A 24589-nucleotide genomic window follows, 5' to 3' on the forward strand; every position below is an offset into this window, starting at 1 on the left:
AATTATTACTAACAGAGGTGATTCGATGCGTAAAAAAGTAATTGCTGGTAACTGGAAAATGAATAAAGTACTATCTGAAGCAGGAGAATTTATGGATTTGATAGTACCAAAAGCTCCAAAAGGAAATGTAGAAGCAATTGTATGTGCACCATTCCCTTTCTTACCAAAATTAGTAGAACAAGCGAAGGGATCAGAAGTAAAGGTAGCTGCGCAAAACATGCATTTTGAAGATTCTGGTGCTTTTACTGGAGAAGTTAGCCCAGTGATGTTGAAAGATTTAGGTGTAACACATGTTGTACTTGGTCATTCAGAAAGAAGAGAACTATTTGCTGAAACTGACGAATTAGTAAATAAGAAAACGAAAGCAGCATTTGCTCATGACCTAACCCCAATTGTTTGTGTGGGCGAAACACTGGATCAACGTGAAGCAAATGAAACAATGAACATTGTTGGAGAACAAGTAAAGCAAGCAGTTGCTGGTCTTTCAAATGAACAAGTTGCTGAAACTATTATTGCTTATGAACCAGTATGGGCAATCGGTACAGGAAAAACAGCTACAAGTGAACAAGCGAATGAAGTTTGCACTGAAATCCGTAAAGTTGTAGCTGAAGTAACTTCAACAGAAATAGCTGAAAAAGTAATTATTCAATATGGCGGGAGTGTAAAACCTGCTAATGTAGATGAGTTATTAGCTCAATCTGATATTGATGGAGCATTAGTTGGGGGAGCAAGTCTCGATCCTGAATCATTCCTACAATTAGTGGAGGCAGGTACAAAATGAGTCAAGAAAAATTAGCTGCATTAATCATTCTTGATGGATTCGCGATTCGTGATGAAGTAAAAGGAAATGCAGTCAAACAAGCAAAAACTCCTAATTTTGACCGTTATTGGAATCAATATGCGCATAATCAGCTTGAGGCTTCTGGAAAAGCTGTTGGATTACCAGATGGACAAATGGGTAATTCTGAAGTTGGACATTTGAACATTGGTGCTGGCCGTATTGTATATCAAAGTCTTACTCGTGTGAATGTGTCCATCGACGAAGGTGACTTCTACGAGATTGATGCATTTATCAAATCAGTAGAACATGCAAAGAAAAATGACAAAGCGCTTCACCTATTTGGATTATTATCTGATGGTGGGGTGCATAGTCATATTAATCATCTATTCGCATTGCTGCGTTTAGCGAAGAAACACGATTTAGAGAATGTATTTGTACATGCGTTCTTAGACGGTCGTGATGTTGGACCGAAAACAGCAAACAAATATATCAAAGAAACACAAGCTGTGATGGACGAATTAGGAGTTGGTCAATTCGCTACCATTTCTGGTCGTTACTATTCCATGGATCGTGACAAGCGTTGGGATCGTGTGAAGAAATGTTATGATGCAATGGTATATGGTGAGGGTCCATCATATAAGAGCGCTCAAGAAGTTGTAGATGACAACTATGATAATGAAATTTATGATGAGTTTGTAATTCCATCTGTAATTACAGATGAAAATGATGAACCTGTGGCTACGATCAAGGATGAAGATTCTATTATCTTCTATAATTTCCGTCCAGATCGTGCAATCCAAATTTCTAGAACATTTGCGAATGAGGATTTCCGTGACTTTGATCGAGGAGATAAAGCTCCAAAAAAACTAGACTTCGTTATGTTGACCAACTTTAGTGAAACAGTAGATGGATATGTTGCCTATCAACCAGTAAATTTAGATAATACCATTGGAGAAGTTTTAGCACAAAACAACTTAAACCAATTACGTATTGCAGAAACGGAAAAATATCCACATGTCACTTTCTTTATGAGTGGTGGACGTGAAAAAGAATTTCCTGGTGAAAAGCGTATTCTAATTGACTCGCCCAAAGTCGCAACCTATGATCTAAAACCGGAGATGAGTGCGTATGAAGTTACTGATGCACTAATAGAGGAATTAGATAAAGGAGAACAAAATGCAATTATCTTGAATTTTGCCAACCCAGATATGGTTGGGCATTCAGGAAAATTACAACCGACTATCGATGCTATTGAAGCAGTGGATGAATGTTTAGGTAAAGTAATTGAAAAAATTACTGAATTGGGTGGTCATGCAATTATAACTGCAGACCATGGCAATTCCGATGAAGTTATCACTTTGGAAGATAAACCAATGACTGCTCATACAACAAATCCAGTACCTGTTATTGTGACCAAAGATGATATAGAGTTACGTGATGGTGGAATCTTAGCAGATTTATCTCCAACACTACTTGATTTGTTAGGTGTAGATAAACCGAAAGAAATGACAGGAAATAGTCTTATTAAAAAATAATTAATCATTAAGGAGAGAATAATATGCCATATATTACAGATGTTTATGCAAGAGAAGTCCTAGATTCAAGAGGTAATCCAACAATTGAGGTAGAAATTTTTACAGAGTCAGGAGCGTTTGGTTCTGCAATTGTACCAAGCGGAGCTTCAACTGGTGAGTACGAAGCAGTTGAACTTCGTGACGGTGACAAAGATCGTTATTTAGGTAAAGGAGTTCAAAAAGCAGTCGAAAATGTAAATGAAGTAATTGCTCCTGAACTTATTGGTATCGATGTTACTCGTCAAAACATTATTGATGCTTTAATGATCGATTTAGATGGAACTGAAAATAAAGGTAAATTAGGTGCGAACGCAATCCTTGGAGTATCCATGGCAGCAGCACATGCAGCAGCAAGTTATTTAGAAGTACCTTTATACAACTATTTAGGTGGATTCAATGCCAAAACACTACCAACACCAATGATGAACATTTTAAATGGTGGAGAACATGCAGACAACAACGTAGACATACAAGAGTTTATGATTATGCCTGTTGGTGCTCCAACATTTAAAGAAGCATTACGTACCGGTGCAGAAATTTTCCATGCATTGAAAAAAGTACTAAGTTCTAAAGGCTATAACACTGCTGTAGGTGATGAAGGTGGATTTGCTCCGAACTTAGGCTCTAATGAAGAAGCTTTACAAACTATTGTAGAAGCAATTGAAGCTGCTGGTTACAAGCCAGGAGAAGAAGTGAAACTTGCTATGGACGTAGCTGCTTCTGAAATCTACAGTGATGGTAAGTATAACCTTAAAGGTGAAGGCGTTGTTCGTTCTTCTGAAGAAATGGTAGACTGGTATGAAGAAATGATTTCTAAATACCCAATAATCTCTATTGAAGATGGATTAGATGAAAATGACTGGGATGGTTTCAAAATCCTAACTGATCGTCTTGGTGATAAAGTTCAATTAGTTGGAGATGACTTGTTCGTAACAAATACGAATAAACTTTCTAAAGGTATCGACCAAGGTATTGGTAACTCTATCTTAATTAAAGTAAACCAAATCGGAACACTAACAGAAACATTTGAAGCAATTGAAATGGCAAAACGCGCTGGCTATACAGCTGTCATCTCTCACCGATCTGGTGAAACTGAAGATGTTACAATTGCTGATATTGCAGTAGCAACAAACGCTGGACAAATCAAAACAGGCGCACCGTCTCGTACTGATCGTGTAGCAAAATATAACCAACTACTTCGTATTGAAGATGAATTAGCTGGTATGGGTGAGTATGGTGGGTTAGCTTCTTTCTACAATTTAGCTAACAAATAAGCCAAAAAACTACAATTGGAGTTATTACTCTGATTGTAGTTTTTTTATATACTTCATATCTAATTTAGGAAAGTTTGCTACTTTTAAGCATAAGTTAAACAAAGGGGGTAATTATGGTAAAGAAAGTATTGTTATTTGGTGATATAGGTATTGATGATATTATTACGCTCATTTATGCCGCATTAGATGAAGAAATAGAAGTTGTTGCAGTAGTCGCATCATATGGAAATATAAGTCGTGAGAAAGCCACAAATACAATTAGTTACATACAAGATCTATTAAATTATAAAGATCTACAGGTACCATTAATATTGGGTGCACAGCGTCCAATGACAGGGGAAATACCAAAAGAAGTATCGGATATTCATGGTGAGTACGGTATGGGCCCGATTATTCCTCCTATAAATGATGCGGAGGTTGTTGAAAACTTTTTACAGATAATCGATATAATTGAAAAATATGAAGATATATACATAGCTAATATTGGCAGGCTAACCGACTTAGCAACATTATTTATATTATATGAAGATTTAATGGGAAAAGTAAAAGGAATTTATATTATGGGGGGAGCATTTTGGGTTCCTGGAAATATTACAGCTGTAGCTGAAGCCAATTTTCACGGTGATCCAGTAGCCGCACAATTAGTGATGCGCTTTGCTACTAACCTGACGATCTTACCACTTAATGTATCAAATCAAGCAATAGTTACTCCTGAAATGGTAAATTATATTGATCAGGTCGGACAAATTTCTATTGTAAAGCCAATGATTGATTATTACTATGATTTTTATAAAAAAAGAGATCCGTCAATTATGGGAAGCCCCATGCATGATGTATTAGTATTAATGGCAATAAAAAATAAAGATATGTTTCAATTTTTTAGTAGACCGATAATGATTGTCCAATCATTGTTAGGTGAGGAGAGGGGACAAAGTATTGCCGATATACGACCCTATGAAGATGAATATTATGCTATTACGGAGACAAATAACCATCAAATTGCTTTTCAAATGGAATATCAGCAATTCTTTTTCGATTTTATGACAATTATGTCGAGTGGTCAATTTGATCGGTCGTTATATAAAAATGAAAAATAGGTTCTCACTTGTATGATGAGAACCTATCAGCGTTAATCTTTTATTCCATTATTTCCTTAACAAATGCCACTACTTCTTCTGATGTGCTCATTGCTAGGAATTGATCTTTTGCTTTTACTAATTCTTTTTTACTTAGGTTTAGTAATTGTGTTCTAGCAGGAAGTATAGAAGTTGCGCTCATACTGAACTCGTCCAAACCAAGCCCTACTAATAAAGGAATAGCAATTGAATCTCCTGCCATTTCACCGCACATGCCTACCCATTTATCTTCAGCATGGGCTGCTTCAATAACCGTATTAATTAAGTTTAAAATTGCAGGGTTATATGGCTGGTATAGATAAGAGACTTGCTCATTCATACGATCTGCAGCCATTGTGTATTGAATCAAGTCATTTGTACCGATACTAAAGAAATCAACTTCTTTTGCAAATTGTTTTGCAATAACAGCTGTAGATGGGATTTCTACCATAATTCCTATTTCTATATCATCAGAAACTTCAATTCCATCATTTTTTAAGGACTCTTTTTCTTCGATTAATAGAGCTTTAGCTTGACGGAACTCTTCAATTGTAGCAATCATAGGAAACATAATTTTCAAGTTTCCATAAGCACTAGCACGAAGTAATGCACGTAATTGTGGACGGAATACATGTTCATTCTCTAAGCAGAAACGAATTGCACGATAACCTAGAAAAGGATTTAGCTCTTTTGGAAGATCTAAATAACTAATTTCCTTATCTCCACCTACATCTAAAGTACGAACTACTACAGGTTTACCATCCATCTTTTCTAAAACTGCTTTATAAGCGTCGAATTGCTCGTCCTCAGAAGGAAGTTCAGATTTACCCATATATAAAAATTCTGTTCTATATAAACCTACACCTTCTCCGCCATTGTTTAATACTCCTTCAACATCATCAGGAGTACCAATATTAGCGGCAAGTTCAACTTGTTCACCATCTTTCGTAAAGCTAGGCTCATCTTTTAGTTTTGCCCATTCTTGTTGTTTTTTGGCGAAATCTGCTTGTTTTTGTTTATATGTTTGTATTTCGTCGTCTGATGGATTAATTATGATATTTCCATCTAATCCATCTACAATAATTAAATCATTTTTTTGTACGGATGAAGTAATATTTTTTGTGCCTACAACAGCAGGAATTTCTAGTGAACGTGCCATTATTGCCGAGTGAGAGGTTCTACCGCCAATATCAGTTGCAAAACCTTTAACAAATTCACGATTTAGTTGAGCAGTATCCGATGGAGTTAAATCTTCTGCAATAACAACTACTTGCTCATCAATAAGTGCAGGATCTGGGAAAGTGACACCTAAAAGGTGAGACATCACACGCTTGGTAACGTCTTGGATATCAGCTGCACGTTCTCTCATGTATTCATTATCCATTGCTTTAAACATTTCAACAAACATTGTTGCTACTTCATCTAAAGCAGCTTCAGCGTTTATTCTCTCTTCGTTAATTTTGTCTTGCATTGGACCTATCAGTTCAGGATCACTTAAAACTAATAAATGTGCAGAAAAGATTTCCGCGTGTTCCTCGCCAATTTCTTTGAGTGTATGCGCTTTGATTTTTTCAAGTTCTTGTTTAGAAATCTCTAAAGCTTTGTCAAGGCGAGTAATTTCACTAACTGGATCATCTATGTTACTTCTTTCGAATGACAGATCAGGAGTTTTTAGTTCGTATGCCTTAGCAATTGCAATGCCAGAAGAAGCTGCAATTCCTTCGATATTTTGTGCCATGCTGAACATCCTTTCTTCATGGGTATGTAGTATTTTGTATCCTTGTATATTTTAAATCATTTTTCCTATATGGTGCAACTAATAGAATCCCTATAGATATGCTTTTAACCAACTATTTATCATTGTAAACGCTTCATCTCTACATATATCATTAAATAATTCATGTCGCCCATCTTCAAAGATGCTAATGGTAATATTACCCAATCCTAATTTATGGTATATGTTTGCAGTTTTCCAAATACCCTTTCCGTATCTTCCAATAGGGTCTGCATCCCCACTTAGTAAAAGTAAAGGAAGATCTTTACGAATGTTACAATTTAAATTAGGATTTAGCATGGAATGAATACTATCAAGTAGATCATAAAAGAAACGAGCAGTTGGTATATATCCTGATAGTGGATCGTCTTCATACGCAACTGCTTGTTCTAGATCTCTAGTTAACCAACTATATTTATGTGCTGGGGAAGGAATTCGTCTATTACTATTTCCGAAAGCTAAATAATTCATTAGCCTAGATTTATCATGTGGTGGGAGTAGAGATGCTAGAAATCGTCCCGAAAAACTTGTTATTCTTGGATAGTGCCCCGTACCGGTTAATATTAATCCATCGATGCAATCACTGTATTTTTGAATAAAATTTCGCATTAAAAATGAACCCATACTATGACCGACAAAATAGTATGGAAGAAAAGGGTAATGCTTTTTAGTTATTTGCATTACTTCATACATATCTTGAATGACAATTGCTTTTCCATCTTCATCTGCGAAAAAACCTTGAACATGTTGTTCACCGGTTTTACCATGACCACGATGATCATTTCCTAATACAATAAAACCTTCATTGATAAAGTATTCTGCAAAATATTGATAGCGGGAGATGTGTTCAGCCATCCCATGTGCAATTTGGATGATTCCAATTGGATTTGTATTGGGATTCCATTGCTTTACATGTAGTTTGGTCTGATCTTGCATTGTTAAATAATAGGATTGTTCCATGAGTTTCCTCCTATTGTTAATATATATATTAATATTTTATGACGCTGTAATGATAATTGCAAAACATACAAAAAATTTATAGAATTGAATCTATTCCTTAATGGGTTCAATTACATAATAAATGGAGCTAAAATTACCGACGTTTAAAAATAATATAATAATTCATGTTGCTAAATAAATCCATTATATGATAAAGTATATGTTAGGTATTGTCGGATACAGGAGGTGTCGGAACACATGATTACTGTGATAAATGTATTGCTTGTTATTGATGTTATTGTGATGATTACACTTGTTTTATTACAATCTGGAAAAAGTGCTGGGTTATCAGGAGCCGTTTCCGGAGGAGCAGAACAATTATTTGGTAAGCAAAAAGCAAGAGGAATAGATTTAGTATTACATCGTTCTACAATTGTAACAGGTGTTCTATTCTTTGTATTAGCCTTTTTAGCAGCTTACGTTTTACAATAAAGAAGCGATTCCTTATCACTTATGTGGTAAGGATTTTTTATTTTTACGTTGTAGAACCTTGAAGAACGGGTAAAGTAATAGAGACGATAAAGGAGATAGAGAGAATGAAAATTAAGTTACCAGAGCCATTTACATTTGAAGCAGGAGATAAAGCAGTATTATTACTACATGGATTTACAGGTCATTCAGCAGACGTACGTATGTTAGGTAGATTTTTGGAGAAAAAAGGGTATACTTCTCATGCTCCAATTTATAGAGGACATGGACAACCACCTGAAGAATTAATTAAAAGTAACCCTGAACAATGGTGGGCAGATGTGGAAGCTGCATATAATCATCTGAAAGATTTGGGATATGAAGAAATTGCAGTTGCGGGTCTTTCCTTGGGAGGGGTTTTAGGACTTAAATTAGCTTATTCAAAAAAAATTAAAGGTATTGTAACTATGTGTTCTCCAATGTTCTTTGATAATGAAGAGGAATTAACAAAAGGGTTCCGTCAATTTTCTACAGAATTTAAACAATTGGAGAAGAAAGATAAAGAAGTTATCGAAGACGAAGTGAATCAATTGATGGATAAATCCAAAGACTTATTTAAAGGTGTAGCAAAGACGATTAATGAAGTAAAATCGAATATCGATATGATTTATACACCAACTTTTGTGGTACAGGCTAGAAATGACAAAATGATTAATACCGACAGTGCCAATTATATTTATGATAATATAGAAGCTTCCCAAAAAGAAATTAAATGGTATGAAGAGTCTGGACATGTAATAACGATGGATAAAGAAAAAGAACAGCTCCATGAAGATATTTATCAGTTTCTAGAGAGTTTAAATTGGTAATAAAAAGGAAAAGAATATTATGAAAGAAGGTGAAAGAATGAAAGAGCAAATTATAAAGTATTTTAAAGAATCTGGGACAAAACCATTGTCTGTACAAGAAATAGAGGAAGAATTTCAACTTGAGAATGCAGATGAATTCAAAGATTTAATCAAAGCGTTAAATGAATTAGAACTTGAAGGAGAATTAGTTCGAACAAGGAAAAATAGATTTGGGCTACCGGATAAGATGAATTTAGTAAAAGGAAGCATTCAAATGCACGCGAAAGGATTTGCATTCTTAATTCCTGAGGATGAGGATGCAACAGATGTATATATCCATGCAAATGATATGGGATCAGCAATGAATGGCGATAAAGTGTTAGTTCGCTTAGAAAAACCATATTCTGAGGGGGCAAGACCAGAAGGTAAAGTCATTCGTATTATAGAAAGAGCAGTCATTCAAGTAGTGGGTACGTATGAAGATAACCGTTCGTTTGGATTTGTTATAGCTGACGATAAGCGTATTCCAAGTGATATTTTTATCCCTAAAGCAAATACACATGGAGCAGTACAGGGACATAAGGTAATAGCTCGCATCTCCAAGTATCCCGAAGGCCGCAATAGTGCTGAAGGTGAAATTATTCATATTCTAGGTCATAAAAATGATCCAGGAATTGATATTCTATCGATTATTCATAAACATGGAATTCAAGTTGATTTTCCTGAAGATGTGCTAGAACAGGCACAAAAGACACCAGAAGAAATCCATCCAGAAGAGATAAAAGGGAGAAGAGATCTTCGAAATGAAACAATCGTTACAATTGATGGCGCAGATGCAAAAGACTTAGATGACGCAGTAACAGTTAAAAAACTAGATAACGGTAATTACAAACTTGGTGTATATATTGCTGATGTAAGTCATTACGTAAAGGAGGACTCTCCTATTGACCGTGAAGCTTTGGAAAGAGGAACAAGTGTTTATTTAGTTGATCGAGTTATTCCAATGATACCTCATCGACTATCTAATGGAATATGTTCGTTAAATCCTAAAGTTGATCGATTAACGCTTGGTTGTGAAATGGAAATTAATCATCAAGGCCAGGTAGTAGAACATGAAATTTTTCAAAGCGTCATTCATTCAACTGAACGCATGACTTATAGTGATGTGAATAAGATTCTGGTAGATGAAGATGAAGAACTACGAAACAAGTATGAACCACTTGTTCCGATGTTTGAGGAAATGGAGAAATTAGCTTCTATCTTAAGAGAAAAACGATTTGGCCGTGGTGCAATTGATTTTGATTTCAAAGAAGCTCATGTTCTAGTAGATGATATGGGAAGACCAACCGATGTAGCGATAAGAGAACGCTCTGTTGCTGAGCGACTTATTGAAGAATTTATGCTTGCAGCGAATGAAACTATTGCTGAGCACTTTCATTGGTTGGATGTACCATTTATCCATCGTATTCATGAAGAACCAGATGAAGGGAAATTAGAAAAATTCTTTGACTTTTTAGCAGGTTTGGGTATTTCTGTTAAAGGTACAGCAGATGACATTCATCCTCAGGAACTACAGAAAGTTATTGATTCTATTCGCGGGGAACCAGAAGAGATGATTGTTTCTAAATTAATGTTACGTTCTATGCAGCAAGCTAAATATGATCCTCAAAGCATTGGACATTTTGGCTTAGCAACTGATTTCTATACACATTTTACATCTCCAATTAGACGTTATCCAGATTTAATCGTTCATCGATTAATTCGAACATACTTGATTGAAAAGAATATGGATAGTAAAACGTTGAAACATTGGAAATCTCGTATGCCTGAAATTGCTAGACATACTTCAGAGCGTGAAAGAAGAGCAGTTGATGCGGAACGTGATACGGATGAATTGAAAAAAGCAGAGTATATGAAAGACAAAATAGGTGAAGAGTTTACAGGATTAATTAGTTCAGTTACCAATTTTGGTATGTTTGTTGAATTAGAAAATACGGTAGAAGGTCTTATTCATGTCAGTTATTTAACAGATGATTATTACCACTTTGATGAACGTAGTCAAGCGCTGATTGGTGAGCGTACTGCGAATGTTTATCGTGTAGGTGATGAAGTAGATGTTAAAGTGGTGGATGTGAATACAGATGAGTACACAGTTGATTTTGAATTAGTTTCTACTGGTAAAGCCAGTCCAAAAAAGAAAAAGAGACAGCGAATACCGAAAAAAGTAGTTCAATCTTCTAAAAAAACAAAGCCAAAGAAGAAAAAGAATAGATAAATAAAAGCTACATGAATGATAAAATTTCGTTCATGTAGCTTTTTGGATAAGTTCATTTGAGTAACATAAAATAGGCTTATAACATATAAGTGAAGAAGATTGTATAATGACTAATTATTTTTTTCAGTATATAATGAATTAAAAATTAATCTTCAAAACAGATGGAACAACTATGTGGGGGAATCATGGATGGATAGCATGTTAATAGCATTCTTGCTTACGTTATTTGCGGGATTAGCAACAGGTGTTGGGAGTTTAATTGCCTTTATGGCTAAGACCACCAATACGAAATTTTTGTCATTTGCTTTAGGGCTTTCTGCAGGAGTAATGATATATGTATCGATGGTTGATATCTTCTTTAAAGCGAAAGATTCACTAACTGCGTATCTTGGCGACACGGAAGGATATTGGCTTACTGTTATAGCCTTTTTCGGTGGAATGTTATTAATTGGATTTATCGATCGGTTTATTCCTAAATATACAAATCCCCATGAAGTGAAAAAAGTAGAAGATATGGAGAAGCCGAAACAACCTTTACGAGATCCAGATTTAATGAAAATGGGACTTTTTACAGCGTTAGCACTCGCCATTCATAATTTTCCAGAAGGAATTGCAACTTTCGTATCGACATTACATGACCCTTCTATTGGTTTAGCGATTGCAATTGCAGTAGCGATTCATAATATCCCAGAAGGAATTGCTGTTTCTGTTCCAATATACTATGCTACCGGTGATCGGAAAAAAGCTTTTAAATATTCATTCTTATCTGGCCTAGCTGAACCCTTAGGTGCAATTGTTGCTATCCTTATCTTAATGCCATTCTTAAATGATTTGATGTTTGGAATTATTTTCGCGATGGTTGCTGGTATAATGGTGTTTATATCGTTAGATGAATTATTACCGGCAGCTCGAAAATATGATGAAGCTCATATGTCGATGTATGGTGTAATTTCAGGTATGGCACTTATGGCAGTCAGTTTATTATTCTTAGCATAAGGGTGTGTTCCAGTTGGAATACACTTATTTATTTGGTAGAATAAAGGTCTATCGTTGTTCAAAAGACGAATGAATGGAGTGATAATTCGATACAAAGGAGAATTATCTACAATTTCACGATATGTGTCAATTTACTCGTCCTTTTCATCTTCATTTTGAACACACATTAGTAGGAGGAACGGTTATGCCAAAAGGAAATGGAAAAGTAATTGCACAAAATAAAAAAGCTTCACATGATTATTTCATAGAGGATACGTACGAAGCTGGTATCGTTCTTCATGGAACTGAAATCAAATCAATTCGTAATGGTAGAGTAAACATTAAAGATTCACATGCGCGAATAGATAGAAAAGGTGAAGTACAATTAATTAATTTGCATATAGCAGAATATGAGCAAGGAAACCGTTATAATCATGATCCAACCCGATCTCGTAAATTATTATTGCATCGAAAGGAAATTGATAAATTAATTGGTTTAACACAACAACAGGGATATGCATTAGTGCCATTAAAAATTTATTTAAAAAATGGATTTGCTAAAGTTTTAATTGGTCTTGGAAAAGGGAAAAAGAAATATGATAAGCGAGAAGATCTAAAACAGAAGCAAATGAAACGAGATGTGGATCGTGCCATTAAAGATCATATGCGTTAATCTTTGCTAAATGTTGCCAGTACTTGATTTTTAGCCTGGGTTTGTTATAATAAGTATATAATTAAATATCAGAAATGAGCTCATTCCCGAGCGTTTCTCTCCTTATGGGGACGTTACGGATTCGACAGGGATAGATTGAGCTCAGGTTGCACGTCGAGGTTACGGCTCGTAAAACGTTATGCCTAAATATAACTGGCAAAGAAAACAATCAACCTGTTTTAGCAGCTGCGTAAGTAGCCTAAAACGATCCTTCCTGGCATTGCCCGTGTGGCAGATTGAAGGGTCTCAAATTAAGCGGGCTATGCTACGATCCTCCGCCTGGGGATTTGTAGATGAAACTAATCAGGCTAGCTCCATGAAAGCCTGTTGGTAGGCCGACATGAGAGCGAATGATAATATACCAACTACGCGTGTAGAAGCCTGAGTGGCGATATCCTTGGACGAGGGTTCGACTCCCTCCGTCTCCACCAATACATAACTTTCGTTGATTTAACAGGGTTTGTAAAATGGTGGTATACAAAATGGAATACATTTTACGATTCACGTTTAAATTCTAATATTTTTGCTTGCTTGAAGTCATCTTCCATCTGGTTGATGGCTTCTTGTTCTGTAGAAGGATATAAATGACTATAAATATTCAACGTGGTTGCAACACTGTGACCTAATCGCTTAGCGATTAAAGCTGGTATATACCCTCTATTAATTAAATAAGTTGCGTGTGAGTGTCTAAAGTCATGCAATCGTATCTTTTTAACTTCTGAAGCTGCAACGTACTTAGCGAACCGTCTATCTAAGTTTGTAGTTGATACATGATCGTGAAATTCTCCGAACACTACATAAGATATTTTAGGGTTGTTTTGGGCTTTTAATTGAGACAATAATCTCATAACATGCTTAGGCATCAATATAGTTCTAACAGATTGTTTAGTTTTAGGTGTAGTTATATTTCGATTGTAAGACGTTTTATTTATGCTGATCGTATTGTTCTCAAAGTCTATATCTGCCCACGTAAGGGCTAGTAGTTCCCCTTTACGCATCCCACTATAATACAAGGTCATAAATAGTACGTAATATAGAAAATCATCTACATGCTGTATAAACTCTTTGAACTCATCTAACGTCCAAAAATTAATATGCTTTTCTTCTTCTAAATCAACATTACCTGCAATCTTAGCGGGGTTTTCTTTTGTGTATTCCTGTTTAATAGCAAAATTAAAAATAGCAGACATAACTGTATGAATCTTTTTTACATGCGAGGGAGCATACTGATCAATAAGTTTATCTTGGAATCGTGTTATGTCTCGAACTCTTATTTGTTTAAGTTTCTTATTTCCGAAAAGAGGAACTAGATTATTATTTATTATCCCACTGATCTTACTGTAAGAAGATTCTTTTCTTCTTTTTTTATACCAAGCCATATACTCTTCAGCTACAAATTCAAATGTTGGATTTTCTCCATTCTCTTCTTCAAATTCTAAATCAGCTAAAAATATAGCTTCAGCTTTTTTTGCTTCCCTTGAAGAATCAAAACCCCTTCTTTTAACCTGTCGAACTTTACCGTTTTTTTGGTATATTTTTAAGTAAAAATAATATTTTCCGCTTTGTTTATCTTTGTAAACTGCCATGATTTTGTTCTCCTTTCAAAAATAATACTAGAACATATGTTCGTATAATGATATAATAACATTAACGAAACAACATTGGTACTTTTTACCATTGTACAAACATTGGTAAATATTAGATAATATTAGTAAGTAAATAGTCCTTATTTATAAGCTGTTCAGCTGATTTAAGTCGGTGAGTAGATACAATCTACTCTTGTTTACCTACTTCAATCCACTCATATAGATGTTCAATATTACAACCTAATATCATGGCAATGTTACCAGCAACCTCAATCGACATTTTTTGCTTATTTCTAACATACTTACTAATTTGCTGAGGCGTGATATTTAATTTATAAGCCAATTCTTTTTGAGTCATATTACGAACATCAAGTTGATGTTGAAGTAGGCATCTTCCGACTTTAAAAGCCAAACAGACACCTCATTTACTCAAATTTTCATACATAAGGGGCGATGGTAGAATTGACTGAAGATGAACTAAAGTTGTTAATCGAATATGTAAAAATTATAACAAGCAAAGACTGAAAAATCGCAATTATTTAATTCATTTTATCGTAGTATTCAACTGTAAATTTAATACTTTCTAGAAATTTTTCCCTTTCGCTTTCATCTAGTGAGAGGGTCTTTTCAATCAGACTATTTAAAAATTCAACATCTTTAACTTGCAAACTATTCGCCAACTTTAATGCTTTATCTAACTCATTATGTTGTTTTTCTGGAAATAAATCATCTACATTACAACCTAATACTTGTGCTATTTCAAATAATTTATTGTGATCTGGTGAAGATATTCCTTTTTCGTATTGTGATATCGTATTGTTTTTTACTCCAATCTTTGAGCCTAACTCTTTTTGAGTCATTTTCTTTAGCTTTCTTTTTTCTTTAATTCTTTCTCCTACATACTCTTTTAATGCTTTCTCGTTCATTTCAAATCCTCCATCGAATATTAATTTTATCTATATAATATCATATTTTATGATATTTAAACATATTTTTTCAAGATATTTGAATATTTATATTGACTTAAGCATATATGTTCATGTATTATGAACTTATCCAAAGGAGGGAGGTATTGGAAATTAAGACAAAAGATACTAATTCAATTTTTCTTAGTAGAAATAGTACAGAGGAGCACAATCAGAATAAACAAAAAAAGTTAGCAGAATTACGAATATCTCATAATTTAAGTTATGAAGATATGGCAAAATTCTTAAGTATTTCTACCAAGTCATACATTAGAAAAGAACAAGGGAAAACGTCTTTTAAACTTCAAGAAACGTTTTGGATTAGTGAATTGTTCGGTAGGCGCTTTGACGAAATTTTTTTACAAACATAGTTCAAGATTCATGAACTTTTGAGAGGAGGTGTTCAAGATTAACCACAAACTATTCATCCTAAGAAGAGAGAAACGTATGAATCAAGAAAAAACAGCTAAGTTTCTCGGCATAGATAAACAAACATATTACAGAAAAGAAAGCGGAAGAGGTGAATTTACAATCTCTGAAGCTAAAAGACTATGTAAATTATTTGGTTGTACTTTGAATGATTTGTTTTGGTCAGAAGATGATGCAAGTTAAGTGTGATAAATGAAGTTGTAAATCGTCTTATACAGTAGGGGAGGTTAAGAAATGCTAAAGGAACATTATTTATTAGAGGATTACGCAACAGTATTAGATACAGTAGAAAATCTATTTAACTCCACCATGAAAGCAGTTAACATGGCTGAAAATGCAGAGTTTAGTACAAAGAATGATGTACTTGCTGAAATGAATCACTCACTAGAAACATTAATGTCACTAAACAGAAAGAAAATAGATCGTGAAGTTGATGAACAGGCTTGGACTTATGTTGGAAGTAAAACTTATGTTTAAGCGTATTGGTGAAAGTGGCAACTATTATGTTGTGTGTGGAATATTGGGTTGTTTATTTTTCTTAGGTTGTACTTATTTTAGTCATTAAAAAGGAGAGGGATTAAATGAAAATAACTAAACAATCTTTATATGATTTTGTGGAAAAGAAAGTATCTGGGAAACAGAAAGAATTAACGGAAGAGATTGATAAATACATGGATTTAAATATCAAAACACATCTCGAAAATGAGTTAAAAGGCATAAATCACTTTGCTAAGAAACTCACTAAACTAGCTGATGAATTAGAGGAAACTATGGAACATGTAAATGATTACGAATCATGGACTAGAAAAAGTAATGTAAGAGATTTGAGGAATATTTCAGATATTAAGAACGATATTACCAGGGAAGAAACTCACAAAATTAAACGAGCTGTACTAAATAATTCGAATTACTCTAAATACAATGCGGATAAGTTAGTAGATAAAGCTAAGAAGGACCTGAAAGAAACAATCAGCAAGGAATATAAGCTATCAACTTTAAAACGTGAATTAGATGCAACTATTAAAAGTTCTACAACTGGTAAACAGGCTTATGATGCATTAGTCAAATTAGGTATTGATATGGAAGATTTTGAAGGCGCTGAATCACAATTACCAGCAATTCAAAAGCTAAGTGTAGACCCATGTTTAGTAAATGGAAATTGCAACTGAAAGGAGGTGTCAACTATTGAGAGATGCATTGATTGGTTCACTTGTAATAACTCTATTAATTTATTTAGTAATTGCATGAAAAAACCCACTGATGGCAGTCAGTGAGTCAGAAAACTAAATTATTAATGTGGATTATACCACAAGGAAAGGTGTTTTGGAAATGGATTTAAATAAAATGGTTGAAGCTGTAGAAGTTATTAACAACGATAGGGAGTTTATTTCATTAACTATTGATTACACTGGTCCACAATTGCACGTTACAGATTTTATATTCGATCAAATTATTAATGATCAAGAAGTATTTTATGAAGAACGAAGTGACCTCATTTATCCATACAAAAAATATTTTTATATTGAAGACCTTAAAGTATTTTGTCTTGTCGAAGAAAAAGCTGAACCATCCAACCCATACGGATTAACTGAACAAGAATATGCAATGAGAGAAGCAGGTCATAAACTATCGGATTTCATGTAGGAGGTAAACCATGGCTTTAAAATCATTTCAAGAATTATTTAATTTAGATATATCGAAAGAGGTTGCAAAAAGACCAGTCAAAAAGAATTCAAAACAAACATTGGATTACCTAGAGTGGGCTAACTGCATTAAGTTGCTACATGAAAATGGAGCTCAAACGGTTAAATACGGAATGATCTATAACGAGCAAGGCTATCCATGCTTTTACAACCATAACGGAGAATCACCATTTGTGAGGGTTTGGGTAGAAGTTGATGGTCAGAAATATGAAGAAGATTACCCAGTAGTAAATGGAATCTATGTAGTTAGTAACCCTACTCAACTAGACATAAACAAAGCTAAACAACGTGGATTCGTAAAAGCTGTAGCAATTAACACTGGTTTAGGTCTTAGCCTTTGGATTAAAGAAGAACACATTATCAATACAGATAAAGATATACAGAAAGAAATGAATCAAGACGAAACTAAATCATTAAATGACCAGATAACTTCATTATTTGCTAGAGCGTTGCAGAAGGTCGGAAGCAAAGAAGAATTATATGACATTCTCCAAAGTTCTAAAGAAGATTTTACTAAGTTATATCGTTCAAATGATCATGCAGCTAAGAAAATCGTTATTGGTCAATTGGATGTGATTCTAAATGATAACAACAACCAGTGATCGATTTAAATATATCGGTGGTTCGGAAGCCAATATGATTTACATGAAATACGACACTAAGACTTTTATAAAGTGGTGGGAAAAGAAGTTAGCAGAAGTACCGGAAGAAGAATTTAATAATAAAAGCATGGCTATTGGAACTATCTTAGAACACGACATTATAGATTTATATGAATCGGAAAACGGAGTTATAGGGATACGTGATGAATCCAAAGTAAAAGGCATAGCAAGAGCAAATACTGACTATATTTTGGGTGATAAGGTATCGGATGTAAAAGCAACTTCTAAAGCTTTCGAATGGCTTATAAGCGGTAAAATACCACCGAATTACAAACGTCAACTTATTCATTATATGTATGTATTTGAGCTTCCAAATGCTTCAATCATTGCATATCAAGTTGATGAAGAAAGACTGCTTTATCCTTTTGACTCATTAGACTTGTACAAGCTCTTTGAAATACCAGTGAATATTAGTGCAGAGCAATTACAGGAACACAGGCAGAGAGTGGAATATCTAGAACATTGTAGAGATTTAATGATATTTCCAAAGGAGTGATTATATGCAGCCTGTGCCTAAGCCAAACCATAAGCGCAGAAAACCCAAACGTGGGCAATTAAGCAAGATTACACCTAAAGTACGTGAAGAAGTGAAACACCGCTCTGGTGGTCAATGTGAAAGATGCGGAACATATCAAGCATATGCTTTTGAAATGGCTCATTTGGTACAAGCTTCACAGGGTGGGCGAGGTGATGAACCTTGGAATGTAGCATTACTTTGTGGTCCATCTGTTAACTCTGGAACCTGTCATCATTTTGCTGATTACACCAAGGATGGTAGGGAGTGGCGATTATCTAAAAGACAGGAGTTGATGGAATACTATGGAGTCTCAAGTAACAACTAGAGTTATCTTACCTAAGATGTTGTGGAGTATAGCAAAAGATGAAGATCATTTATTGAAATTAGTAAAACAATACATGTCACGTTATAAAGGATATCACGTTGTAGAAGTTAGAAAACATTACGCTATATGCGAAAGGGGATAAAAAAATGAATACAGATTTACAGTTTGTTCATAAAGAAAATTACGGTTTGGCAATGGAACTAGTTAAAAAGTTTGTTAGCAAACATGAAGCTAGAGCACTCTTACAATATTCATTACACAAAAGCAATGGAGATCTTCTAGCTACAGATTCTCATAGGGCAATTCAATTTTATAATATTCACGGATATTCCGAGGATTTATTAATTAATCCTAAAAATTTAATGGCTGCTCATGGAGAGTACCCAGATATAGAAAAAATAATAAATAATGATGAACAGTTTGAATCCATAAAACTAAATAATCAACAAGTAAAAATATGGCTACAAATATTTAAATCCTTTAATCAATTAATGAAAACTATGAGAGTACACAACAAAGTAATCAGATTTAGTTTCTTAGATGAAAAAATGGTAGCAGAATCAAACGAGCTTAATCTAGCTTTAAGCTTGCCGTATGAAGATTACAGCAAACCGGAAATAGACGGCATAGCTTTTAATGTCGAATACATGAGAGATGCTTTAGAAGTGTTCGCAAAAATGAATACAGACGAAATTACCTTTTATTTCAAAACCTCAATGACACCTTTTGTTATGGAAAGTAAAGATGTAGTTAAGGTCGTTATCTTGCCAGTTAGAACTTATTAGGAGGGGTTATATGAACCAACTAACTAAAGTGTTTGATGGTAAAAGTATCAGAATTGTAGAAATCAATGATGAACCTTGGTTTGTTGCTAAAGATGTATGTAATGTGTTGGAGCTTAGTAATCCATCAAAGGTAGTAGCTCGATTGGATGAAGATGAACGGTCTAACTTCAAGTTAGGTCGTCAAGGCGAGGCGAATATAGTAAACGAATTCGGATTATACAGTCTTGTGCTATCAAGTCGTAAACCAGAAGCTAAACAGTTTAAGCGTTGGATAACACATGATGTTATACCATCAATCAGAAAAACAGGATCATATACTATTCAAATTCCAAAAACTTTACCAGAAGCATTAAGAGCATATGCAAACGAAGTGGAAGCCCATGAAAGGACTATCAAAGCACTTGAAACAGCGCAACCAAAAGCAGAGTACTTTGATGCTCTTGTAGAAAGAAAACTATTAACTAATTTTAGAGATACCGCAAAAGAATTGCATATAGGGCAAAAGAAGTTTGTTGAATGGTTAATTGAAAGTGGTTATGTATATCGTGATCAAAAGAAGAAATTAAAACCTTATATGAAGTATGTACCGGAGTTATTTGAATTGAAAGAGTGGGAGAGAAACGGAAAAGCTGATGTTCAAACCTTAGTCACACCTAAAGGTAAAGAAACTTTCCGTTTACTCATTGGGTAATGTTGGCGCATTACCCTCCCTTTTCAAAAGTTATTTATAACAGTATATCAGATTTGGACAAGAATATGCCAATTAATTTTATAAAGGTGGTTGAAAATGGCTAAATACAGGCAAGTTCATGTGGAGTTTTGGCAGGATGGGTTTGTTCTGGACCTAACACCGGAAGAAAAATATTTCTACTTGTACCTTATGACAAATAGTAAAACTTCTCAATGTGGCATATATGAGCTTCCTAAAAGAATTATGGAAACTGAAACAGGCTACAACAGAGAAACAGTTGATAAATTAATTCATCGTTTTGAAGAATATGGAAAAATTTCTTATCACGAACCGACACGAGAGATCATGATTTTAAATTGGACGAAGTTTAACTGGATTAACTCTCCAAAGGTAACTTCACTTATTAAGAAAGAGTTAGAAAGCGTGAAGTATCAAGGGTTTGTGCAACTTTTTATTACAAAATGTAAAGAGTATGGATACGGTATAGATACGGTAGGTATAGACCTAGGGGAAGAAAGAGAAATAGAAAGAGAAGTAGAAGAAGAAAGAGAAGTAGAAGTAAAAAACATTCCCTTCTCTGAAATAATCGAATATCTAAATTCCTCCGCAGGGAAAAAATATAAAGCATCAACCAATAAAACCAAAACATGTATTAAAGCTCGTTGGAATGAAGGATTTAGATTAGATGATTTTAAAAAGGTCGTAGATACAAAAACAAAGGAATGGAAGAATGACTCTAAAATGAGCCAGTATCTAAGACCAGAAACACTCTTTGGGAATAAGTTTGAAGGTTATCTTAACCAAGAATCACAGAAAGAGACAGGTGATGCCTACGATCACATGTTTTAACGAGGTGAACAAATATGAAAGTTATAGAGGGTTTAGAAACAGAAGAAAGTGTATTTGTTGAACAGAATCAAAATTTAGTTTGGTCAGTAGTTAAGAAATTCGCTCCTTATGCAACGGTCAACAGATTTGAAAAAGATGATTTCTTCAATGAAGGCTGTATTGGGTTGTTACAAGCATATAGAAAATTTGATGAAAGCTACGGTTTTAAATTCTCAACTTTTGCTGTTCCATACATCAAAGGTCATATAGCTAGATTAATTAGAGACCGTTCTAAGCTCGTTAAAGTCGGAAGAGGAGTAACAGATTTAGCTAATCGAATAAAAAAAGAAAACCTCCTTGAGAAGTCAGTAGAGGAAATATGTGAAGTTACTGGGGAAGCAAGAAAAAAAGTGCTATATGCGCTTGAAAGTATCACATATGAAATGTCATTTGATGAACCAGTATTTAACGATGATAGTTCTGGTGAAATCACTGTAGAAGATACTCTTGGAAAAAATCAAGATTATACTGAAATGTTTGTCGATGAATTTAAAACCTTTTTAACACAAAGAGAAATTAATGTTCTTGAATTAAGAATGAATGGTGCAAAACAAAGTGAAATTGGTTCAAAACTTGGTTTATCTCAGGTTCAATGTAGCAGAGAACTTAAAAAGATCGGTGAAAAGTACAAAAAGTACCAGGAGGGTGAACAAATGCCAAAACTAAATATGACAGTTGAAGAATTTATTGATAAAAAATACCAAAAGAAAATGACTGATAGTGATATTGCAGTAGAAAAGGGTGTATCTTCACAATCTATTTACAACTTTAAGCAAAAACATAAAAGAACTATTGATTCTAAAGTAAAAGGCACTGCGCCGGTAGTGAATCGTAATACTCAAGCAGCAGAAGATAAGTATTATGAGCTTCTTGAAGAAGGAAAGCGAAAAGATAAAGTGATTTTAGATTTAAAAAACCAGTTACAAGTTTCATCATCAACAGAACAATTAAGTGATTCGAAATTAGAAGCGTTAAGAGAAACGAATAAATTAATTACACAATATTTAGCTCTGGTGGAAAAGGTTGTTGGGTAATGAAATCAATTAAAGATGTAGACATTCTAAAATCACAAGGAATTGAACAAGTAGGCTCTCGAACGTGTGAGACTTGTAAAAGCACAGTTCCCATTTATGAACGCAAAGGAGAGCAATACAGCGTTTGTTTAACCTGTGAGAATACTAAACTAGCCAAACAACAAACGGACGGCTATGAGCCTTTAAAAAGGCGAGAATTGGCAAACAAGGCAAAAACGATTAATTATATACCACCAGAACTTGAAAACGTCACCTTTGAGGATTATGTGCCAAAGACTGATGAACAAACTGAAGCTATGAATCTAGTACAAGAATTAATACAGGATAAACATCAAGCTTTGGTACTTCAAGGAGACCCTGGTACAGGAAAATCACATTTATTCCGATGTGCTGCACGAGAATTAGAAAAACAAAAGGTATTGTGGATTGGTCGAGATTGGCAAGGTAAGGATAAGAACTTTGAAGTAAATAAAATTGTTATCTTTGCCAAAGTACCGGAGCTTATGAAGCTCATACAAAGCACGTATAAGGGTCAAACGGATTTAACAGAGTCAATCATCCTAGAAACCATTTCAAAAGCTGACGTGCTTATTTTAGACGAAATAGCAGGGGAACGATCTAAGTCAGATAATGGCTTTGAAACATGGTCCGGTGATATAACTTATCAAATATTGGATAGCAGACAAGGCAAATGTAATCTATACAACTTAAATTACAGTAGTGCTGAGGTTAAAAAAAAGTACGGTGAAACACATGGTAAACGAATATTAAGCAGGATGGCATCTGGAGCGAAGATACTTCAAGTTTATGGTCCAGACCACCGGGTGAAAGGACTGAAATAGATGTGTGATTGCAAAACGCAGTATTATAGCTCATTCGTAGTAATTGAGCCTTGTAATAATCTCGAATGTATTAAACAACAGCGAAGAGAATATGACCGTAATTTAGAACATCTAAGAAAGTCATTGGCAGTGATGAATAAATGAAAGTAACAGAAAAACTCATATTTTTACTCGATGGCTTTAATTTAACACCTAAAGAATCAACCTTTAATGAAATTGTTGAATTAAATCTAGAAGGTTTTGGATACAAAGATATTGCAAAAATGACTAATTCACATGAAGTTGTTGTATTCCTTGTATTGATTCATAGAGCAGTAATAGATGGCGAATTTGTAGGACCATTTGAAGGGAGAAACGATTACACCATGCAAACATTTGAAATACCAGGAGCTTTACCTAACATGAATAAAATTATAGCAGCAAGCAAAAAACACCACATGCAGTATTCCAACATGAAGAAAGATTTTACTGCATTAGTACAAATTCATGCTATGAATCTAGAAAAAGTAGAAAGCGCAGATTTTGAGATTGTCTGGTATTGCATAGATAAACGTCAAGACAAAGATAACATCATGGCTGGTCAGAAATTTATCTTTGATGGGTTAGTAAAAGCAGGAGTATTAAAAAATGACGGTTGGAAACAGATCGGTGATGTATCTCACAGATTCGTCATTGATAAAGAGAATCCTAGAATACAGGTCAATATCAAGGAGTTTATCTAATGGAACTCCAGAACATTATCCAGATGATGATACATGCAAGTAGACGTATCGAAAAGGCAACTAATGAAATACACAAAATGGCTCGTGAAAAAGCTGAAACAGAGTACGAGTATAGACAAGCTCTATCCATCGAGATTATGAAACTCAAAGCAAAAGGAGTACAAGCTACTCTTATACCGGATGTAGCACGAGGTAATGTAGCAGAATTAAAACTTGCTCGTGATCTAGCAGATGGTAAGTATAAGAGCGCTGTAGAGTCATTAAGAGCATTGCAAAGTGAATTAAACGGATTACAAACTATATCAAGGTATCAATCAGAGGTGTGAAATGATAATTAAATTCAAAATAAGTGAACGCAGAAGGCAAGGAACAACAAACAAATTCAATCCTAAGTTATCCCAATATTGGCAAAAAACATATTATGAACTCTTTAAAAATTGGTAAGGAGTGAGGGAATGGACATTGAACAAACCATAAATCATGTTCGTGATGCTATTAGAGAATTACCAAAAATATACGGGGATAATTTAGATCAGATTAAGCAACTAGAGCAAGAACGAATGGACTTAATGCACTACATGGAGTTAGTTGATTTAAATGCTCGCGATGGTTTTAAAGCATATAAACAAATGCAGGACGTTTTACGAAAGCGCAGAGTATTAAAAGACCAGAACGAAGAATTAAAACATGTAGTGCCTGTCCTTA

30 protein-coding genes and 1 other RNA gene are annotated in these 24589 nt (G+C 34.4%); 26 read left to right on the forward strand and 5 right to left on the reverse strand.

Going from position 1 to position 24589, the window contains the following annotated elements:
• Positions 1 to 25: 25 nt before the first annotated feature.
• The 4 genes from tpiA (at position 26) to AQ616_RS09420 (ending at position 4726) form a co-directional block, all read left to right on the forward strand.
• The gene (gene tpiA, locus AQ616_RS09405; protein ID WP_017797625.1) at positions 26 to 781 is read left to right on the forward strand and encodes a triose-phosphate isomerase; all 756 of its coding nucleotides are present in this window, start codon (positions 26 to 28) and stop codon (positions 779 to 781) included.
• Complete coding sequence (gene gpmI / locus AQ616_RS09410) at positions 778 to 2316, forward strand: 2,3-bisphosphoglycerate-independent phosphoglycerate mutase (RefSeq protein ID WP_069685622.1); 1539 nt, start codon at positions 778 to 780, stop codon at positions 2314 to 2316. The genes tpiA and gpmI overlap by 4 nt, the downstream gene beginning before the upstream one ends.
• A gap of 23 nt (positions 2317 to 2339) precedes the next feature.
• A complete protein-coding gene (eno, locus tag AQ616_RS09415) occupies positions 2340 to 3629 on the forward strand; it encodes a phosphopyruvate hydratase (RefSeq protein ID WP_017797623.1) in 1290 nt (429 codons plus the stop codon).
• Positions 3630 to 3742: 113 nt separating this feature from the next.
• Positions 3743 to 4726: a nucleoside hydrolase gene (locus AQ616_RS09420; protein WP_069685623.1), complete on the forward strand. Its 984-nt coding sequence runs from the start codon at positions 3743 to 3745 to the stop codon at positions 4724 to 4726.
• A gap of 40 nt (positions 4727 to 4766) precedes the next feature.
• On the opposite strand, the gene ptsP is transcribed toward AQ616_RS09420, so the two are convergent.
• Together ptsP and AQ616_RS09430 are read right to left on the reverse strand one after the other, a co-directional pair.
• Positions 4767 to 6482, reverse strand: a complete 1716-nt coding sequence (gene ptsP, locus AQ616_RS09425) for a phosphoenolpyruvate--protein phosphotransferase (protein WP_069685624.1) — start codon at positions 6480 to 6482, stop codon at positions 4767 to 4769.
• 90 nt (positions 6483 to 6572) lie between these two features.
• Positions 6573 to 7478: an alpha/beta fold hydrolase gene (locus tag AQ616_RS09430; protein ID WP_069685625.1), complete on the reverse strand. Its 906-nt coding sequence runs from the start codon at positions 7476 to 7478 to the stop codon at positions 6573 to 6575.
• Between the two features lie 237 nt (positions 7479 to 7715).
• Between AQ616_RS09430 and secG the strand changes: the two genes are divergently transcribed.
• From secG to ssrA, 6 genes are all read left to right on the forward strand, one after another.
• Positions 7716 to 7949 carry a preprotein translocase subunit SecG gene (gene secG / locus AQ616_RS09435; RefSeq protein ID WP_017797619.1) on the forward strand — a complete coding sequence of 78 codons (234 nt, stop codon included), beginning with the start codon at positions 7716 to 7718 and terminating at the stop codon, positions 7947 to 7949.
• A gap of 104 nt (positions 7950 to 8053) precedes the next feature.
• Entirely contained in the window at positions 8054 to 8794 is a 741-nt protein-coding gene (locus tag AQ616_RS09440; protein WP_017797618.1) for an alpha/beta hydrolase, read from the forward strand.
• A 37-nt stretch (positions 8795 to 8831) separates the two neighbouring features.
• Positions 8832 to 11048 (forward strand): ribonuclease R, encoded by a 2217-nt coding sequence (gene rnr, locus AQ616_RS09445; protein WP_240490485.1) that lies wholly within the window; start codon positions 8832 to 8834, stop codon positions 11046 to 11048.
• Positions 11049 to 11237: 189 nt separating this feature from the next.
• The gene (gene zupT, locus AQ616_RS09450) at positions 11238 to 12044 is read left to right on the forward strand and encodes a zinc transporter ZupT (protein ID WP_069685627.1); all 807 of its coding nucleotides are present in this window, start codon (positions 11238 to 11240) and stop codon (positions 12042 to 12044) included.
• Between the two features lie 184 nt (positions 12045 to 12228).
• Positions 12229 to 12696 carry an SsrA-binding protein SmpB gene (smpB, locus tag AQ616_RS09455; RefSeq protein WP_011066817.1) on the forward strand — a complete coding sequence of 156 codons (468 nt, stop codon included), beginning with the start codon at positions 12229 to 12231 and terminating at the stop codon, positions 12694 to 12696.
• A 106-nt stretch (positions 12697 to 12802) separates the two neighbouring features.
• Positions 12803 to 13166: a transfer-messenger RNA gene (ssrA, locus tag AQ616_RS09460) on the forward strand.
• 63 nt (positions 13167 to 13229) lie between these two features.
• On the opposite strand, the gene AQ616_RS09465 is transcribed toward ssrA, so the two are convergent.
• The 3 genes from AQ616_RS09465 to AQ616_RS09475 form a co-directional block, all read right to left on the reverse strand.
• Positions 13230 to 14321, reverse strand: a complete 1092-nt coding sequence (locus AQ616_RS09465; RefSeq protein ID WP_069685628.1) for a tyrosine-type recombinase/integrase — start codon at positions 14319 to 14321, stop codon at positions 13230 to 13232.
• 187 nt (positions 14322 to 14508) lie between these two features.
• The gene (locus AQ616_RS09470; protein ID WP_017797614.1) at positions 14509 to 14733 is read right to left on the reverse strand and encodes a helix-turn-helix transcriptional regulator; all 225 of its coding nucleotides are present in this window, start codon (positions 14731 to 14733) and stop codon (positions 14509 to 14511) included.
• A gap of 127 nt (positions 14734 to 14860) precedes the next feature.
• Complete coding sequence (locus tag AQ616_RS09475; protein WP_069685629.1) at positions 14861 to 15247, reverse strand: helix-turn-helix domain-containing protein; 387 nt, start codon at positions 15245 to 15247, stop codon at positions 14861 to 14863.
• Positions 15248 to 15393: 146 nt separating this feature from the next.
• On the opposite strand from AQ616_RS09475, the gene AQ616_RS09480 reads away from it, so the two are divergent.
• The 16 genes from AQ616_RS09480 to AQ616_RS09555 all read left to right on the forward strand — a co-directional run.
• Positions 15394 to 15657 carry a helix-turn-helix transcriptional regulator gene (locus AQ616_RS09480; RefSeq protein WP_069685630.1) on the forward strand — a complete coding sequence of 88 codons (264 nt, stop codon included), beginning with the start codon at positions 15394 to 15396 and terminating at the stop codon, positions 15655 to 15657.
• A 28-nt stretch (positions 15658 to 15685) separates the two neighbouring features.
• The gene (locus AQ616_RS09485) at positions 15686 to 15898 is read left to right on the forward strand and encodes a helix-turn-helix transcriptional regulator (RefSeq protein ID WP_276206856.1); all 213 of its coding nucleotides are present in this window, start codon (positions 15686 to 15688) and stop codon (positions 15896 to 15898) included.
• Positions 15899 to 15949: 51 nt separating this feature from the next.
• Complete coding sequence (locus AQ616_RS09490; RefSeq protein ID WP_069685631.1) at positions 15950 to 16192, forward strand: hypothetical protein; 243 nt, start codon at positions 15950 to 15952, stop codon at positions 16190 to 16192.
• Between the two features lie 104 nt (positions 16193 to 16296).
• Positions 16297 to 16884, forward strand: coding sequence for a hypothetical protein (locus AQ616_RS09495; protein ID WP_069685632.1), 588 nt, complete (start codon positions 16297 to 16299; stop codon positions 16882 to 16884).
• 160 nt (positions 16885 to 17044) lie between these two features.
• Positions 17045 to 17359, forward strand: coding sequence for a hypothetical protein (locus AQ616_RS09500; protein WP_069685633.1), 315 nt, complete (start codon positions 17045 to 17047; stop codon positions 17357 to 17359).
• A gap of 10 nt (positions 17360 to 17369) precedes the next feature.
• The gene (locus AQ616_RS09505) at positions 17370 to 18020 is read left to right on the forward strand and encodes a Sak single strand annealing protein (protein ID WP_069685634.1); all 651 of its coding nucleotides are present in this window, start codon (positions 17370 to 17372) and stop codon (positions 18018 to 18020) included.
• The gene (locus AQ616_RS09510) at positions 18001 to 18576 is read left to right on the forward strand and encodes a YqaJ viral recombinase family protein (protein ID WP_069685635.1); all 576 of its coding nucleotides are present in this window, start codon (positions 18001 to 18003) and stop codon (positions 18574 to 18576) included. The genes AQ616_RS09505 and AQ616_RS09510 overlap by 20 nt, the downstream gene beginning before the upstream one ends.
• Before the next feature lie 4 nt (positions 18577 to 18580).
• Positions 18581 to 18922: an HNH endonuclease gene (locus AQ616_RS09515; RefSeq protein ID WP_069685636.1), complete on the forward strand. Its 342-nt coding sequence runs from the start codon at positions 18581 to 18583 to the stop codon at positions 18920 to 18922.
• Between the two features lie 146 nt (positions 18923 to 19068).
• Positions 19069 to 19707 (forward strand): beta clamp domain-containing protein, encoded by a 639-nt coding sequence (locus AQ616_RS09520; RefSeq protein ID WP_069685637.1) that lies wholly within the window; start codon positions 19069 to 19071, stop codon positions 19705 to 19707.
• A gap of 10 nt (positions 19708 to 19717) precedes the next feature.
• Entirely contained in the window at positions 19718 to 20398 is a 681-nt protein-coding gene (locus AQ616_RS09525; RefSeq protein WP_069685638.1) for a BRO family protein, read from the forward strand.
• Positions 20399 to 20494: 96 nt separating this feature from the next.
• Complete coding sequence (locus AQ616_RS09530) at positions 20495 to 21247, forward strand: conserved phage C-terminal domain-containing protein (protein ID WP_069685639.1); 753 nt, start codon at positions 20495 to 20497, stop codon at positions 21245 to 21247.
• A gap of 14 nt (positions 21248 to 21261) precedes the next feature.
• Positions 21262 to 22320 carry a sigma-70 family RNA polymerase sigma factor gene (locus AQ616_RS09535; RefSeq protein WP_069685640.1) on the forward strand — a complete coding sequence of 353 codons (1059 nt, stop codon included), beginning with the start codon at positions 21262 to 21264 and terminating at the stop codon, positions 22318 to 22320.
• Positions 22320 to 23162 carry a P-loop NTPase family protein gene (locus AQ616_RS09540; RefSeq protein ID WP_069685641.1) on the forward strand — a complete coding sequence of 281 codons (843 nt, stop codon included), beginning with the start codon at positions 22320 to 22322 and terminating at the stop codon, positions 23160 to 23162. Before AQ616_RS09535 ends, AQ616_RS09540 begins: the two co-directional genes overlap by 1 nt.
• Before the next feature lie 140 nt (positions 23163 to 23302).
• Positions 23303 to 23884: a RusA family crossover junction endodeoxyribonuclease gene (locus AQ616_RS19900; RefSeq protein WP_240490487.1), complete on the forward strand. Its 582-nt coding sequence runs from the start codon at positions 23303 to 23305 to the stop codon at positions 23882 to 23884.
• Positions 23884 to 24210, forward strand: coding sequence for a hypothetical protein (locus tag AQ616_RS09550; protein ID WP_069685642.1), 327 nt, complete (start codon positions 23884 to 23886; stop codon positions 24208 to 24210). The genes AQ616_RS19900 and AQ616_RS09550 overlap by 1 nt, the downstream gene beginning before the upstream one ends.
• A gap of 129 nt (positions 24211 to 24339) precedes the next feature.
• A partial coding sequence (locus AQ616_RS09555; protein WP_139136346.1) for a hypothetical protein occupies positions 24340 to 24589 on the forward strand: 250 nt, incomplete at its 3' end.

Source organism: Oceanobacillus sp. E9 (assembly GCF_001741975.1).
GTDB classification, from domain to species: Bacteria; Bacillota; Bacilli; order Bacillales; family Amphibacillaceae; genus Oceanobacillus; species Oceanobacillus kimchii.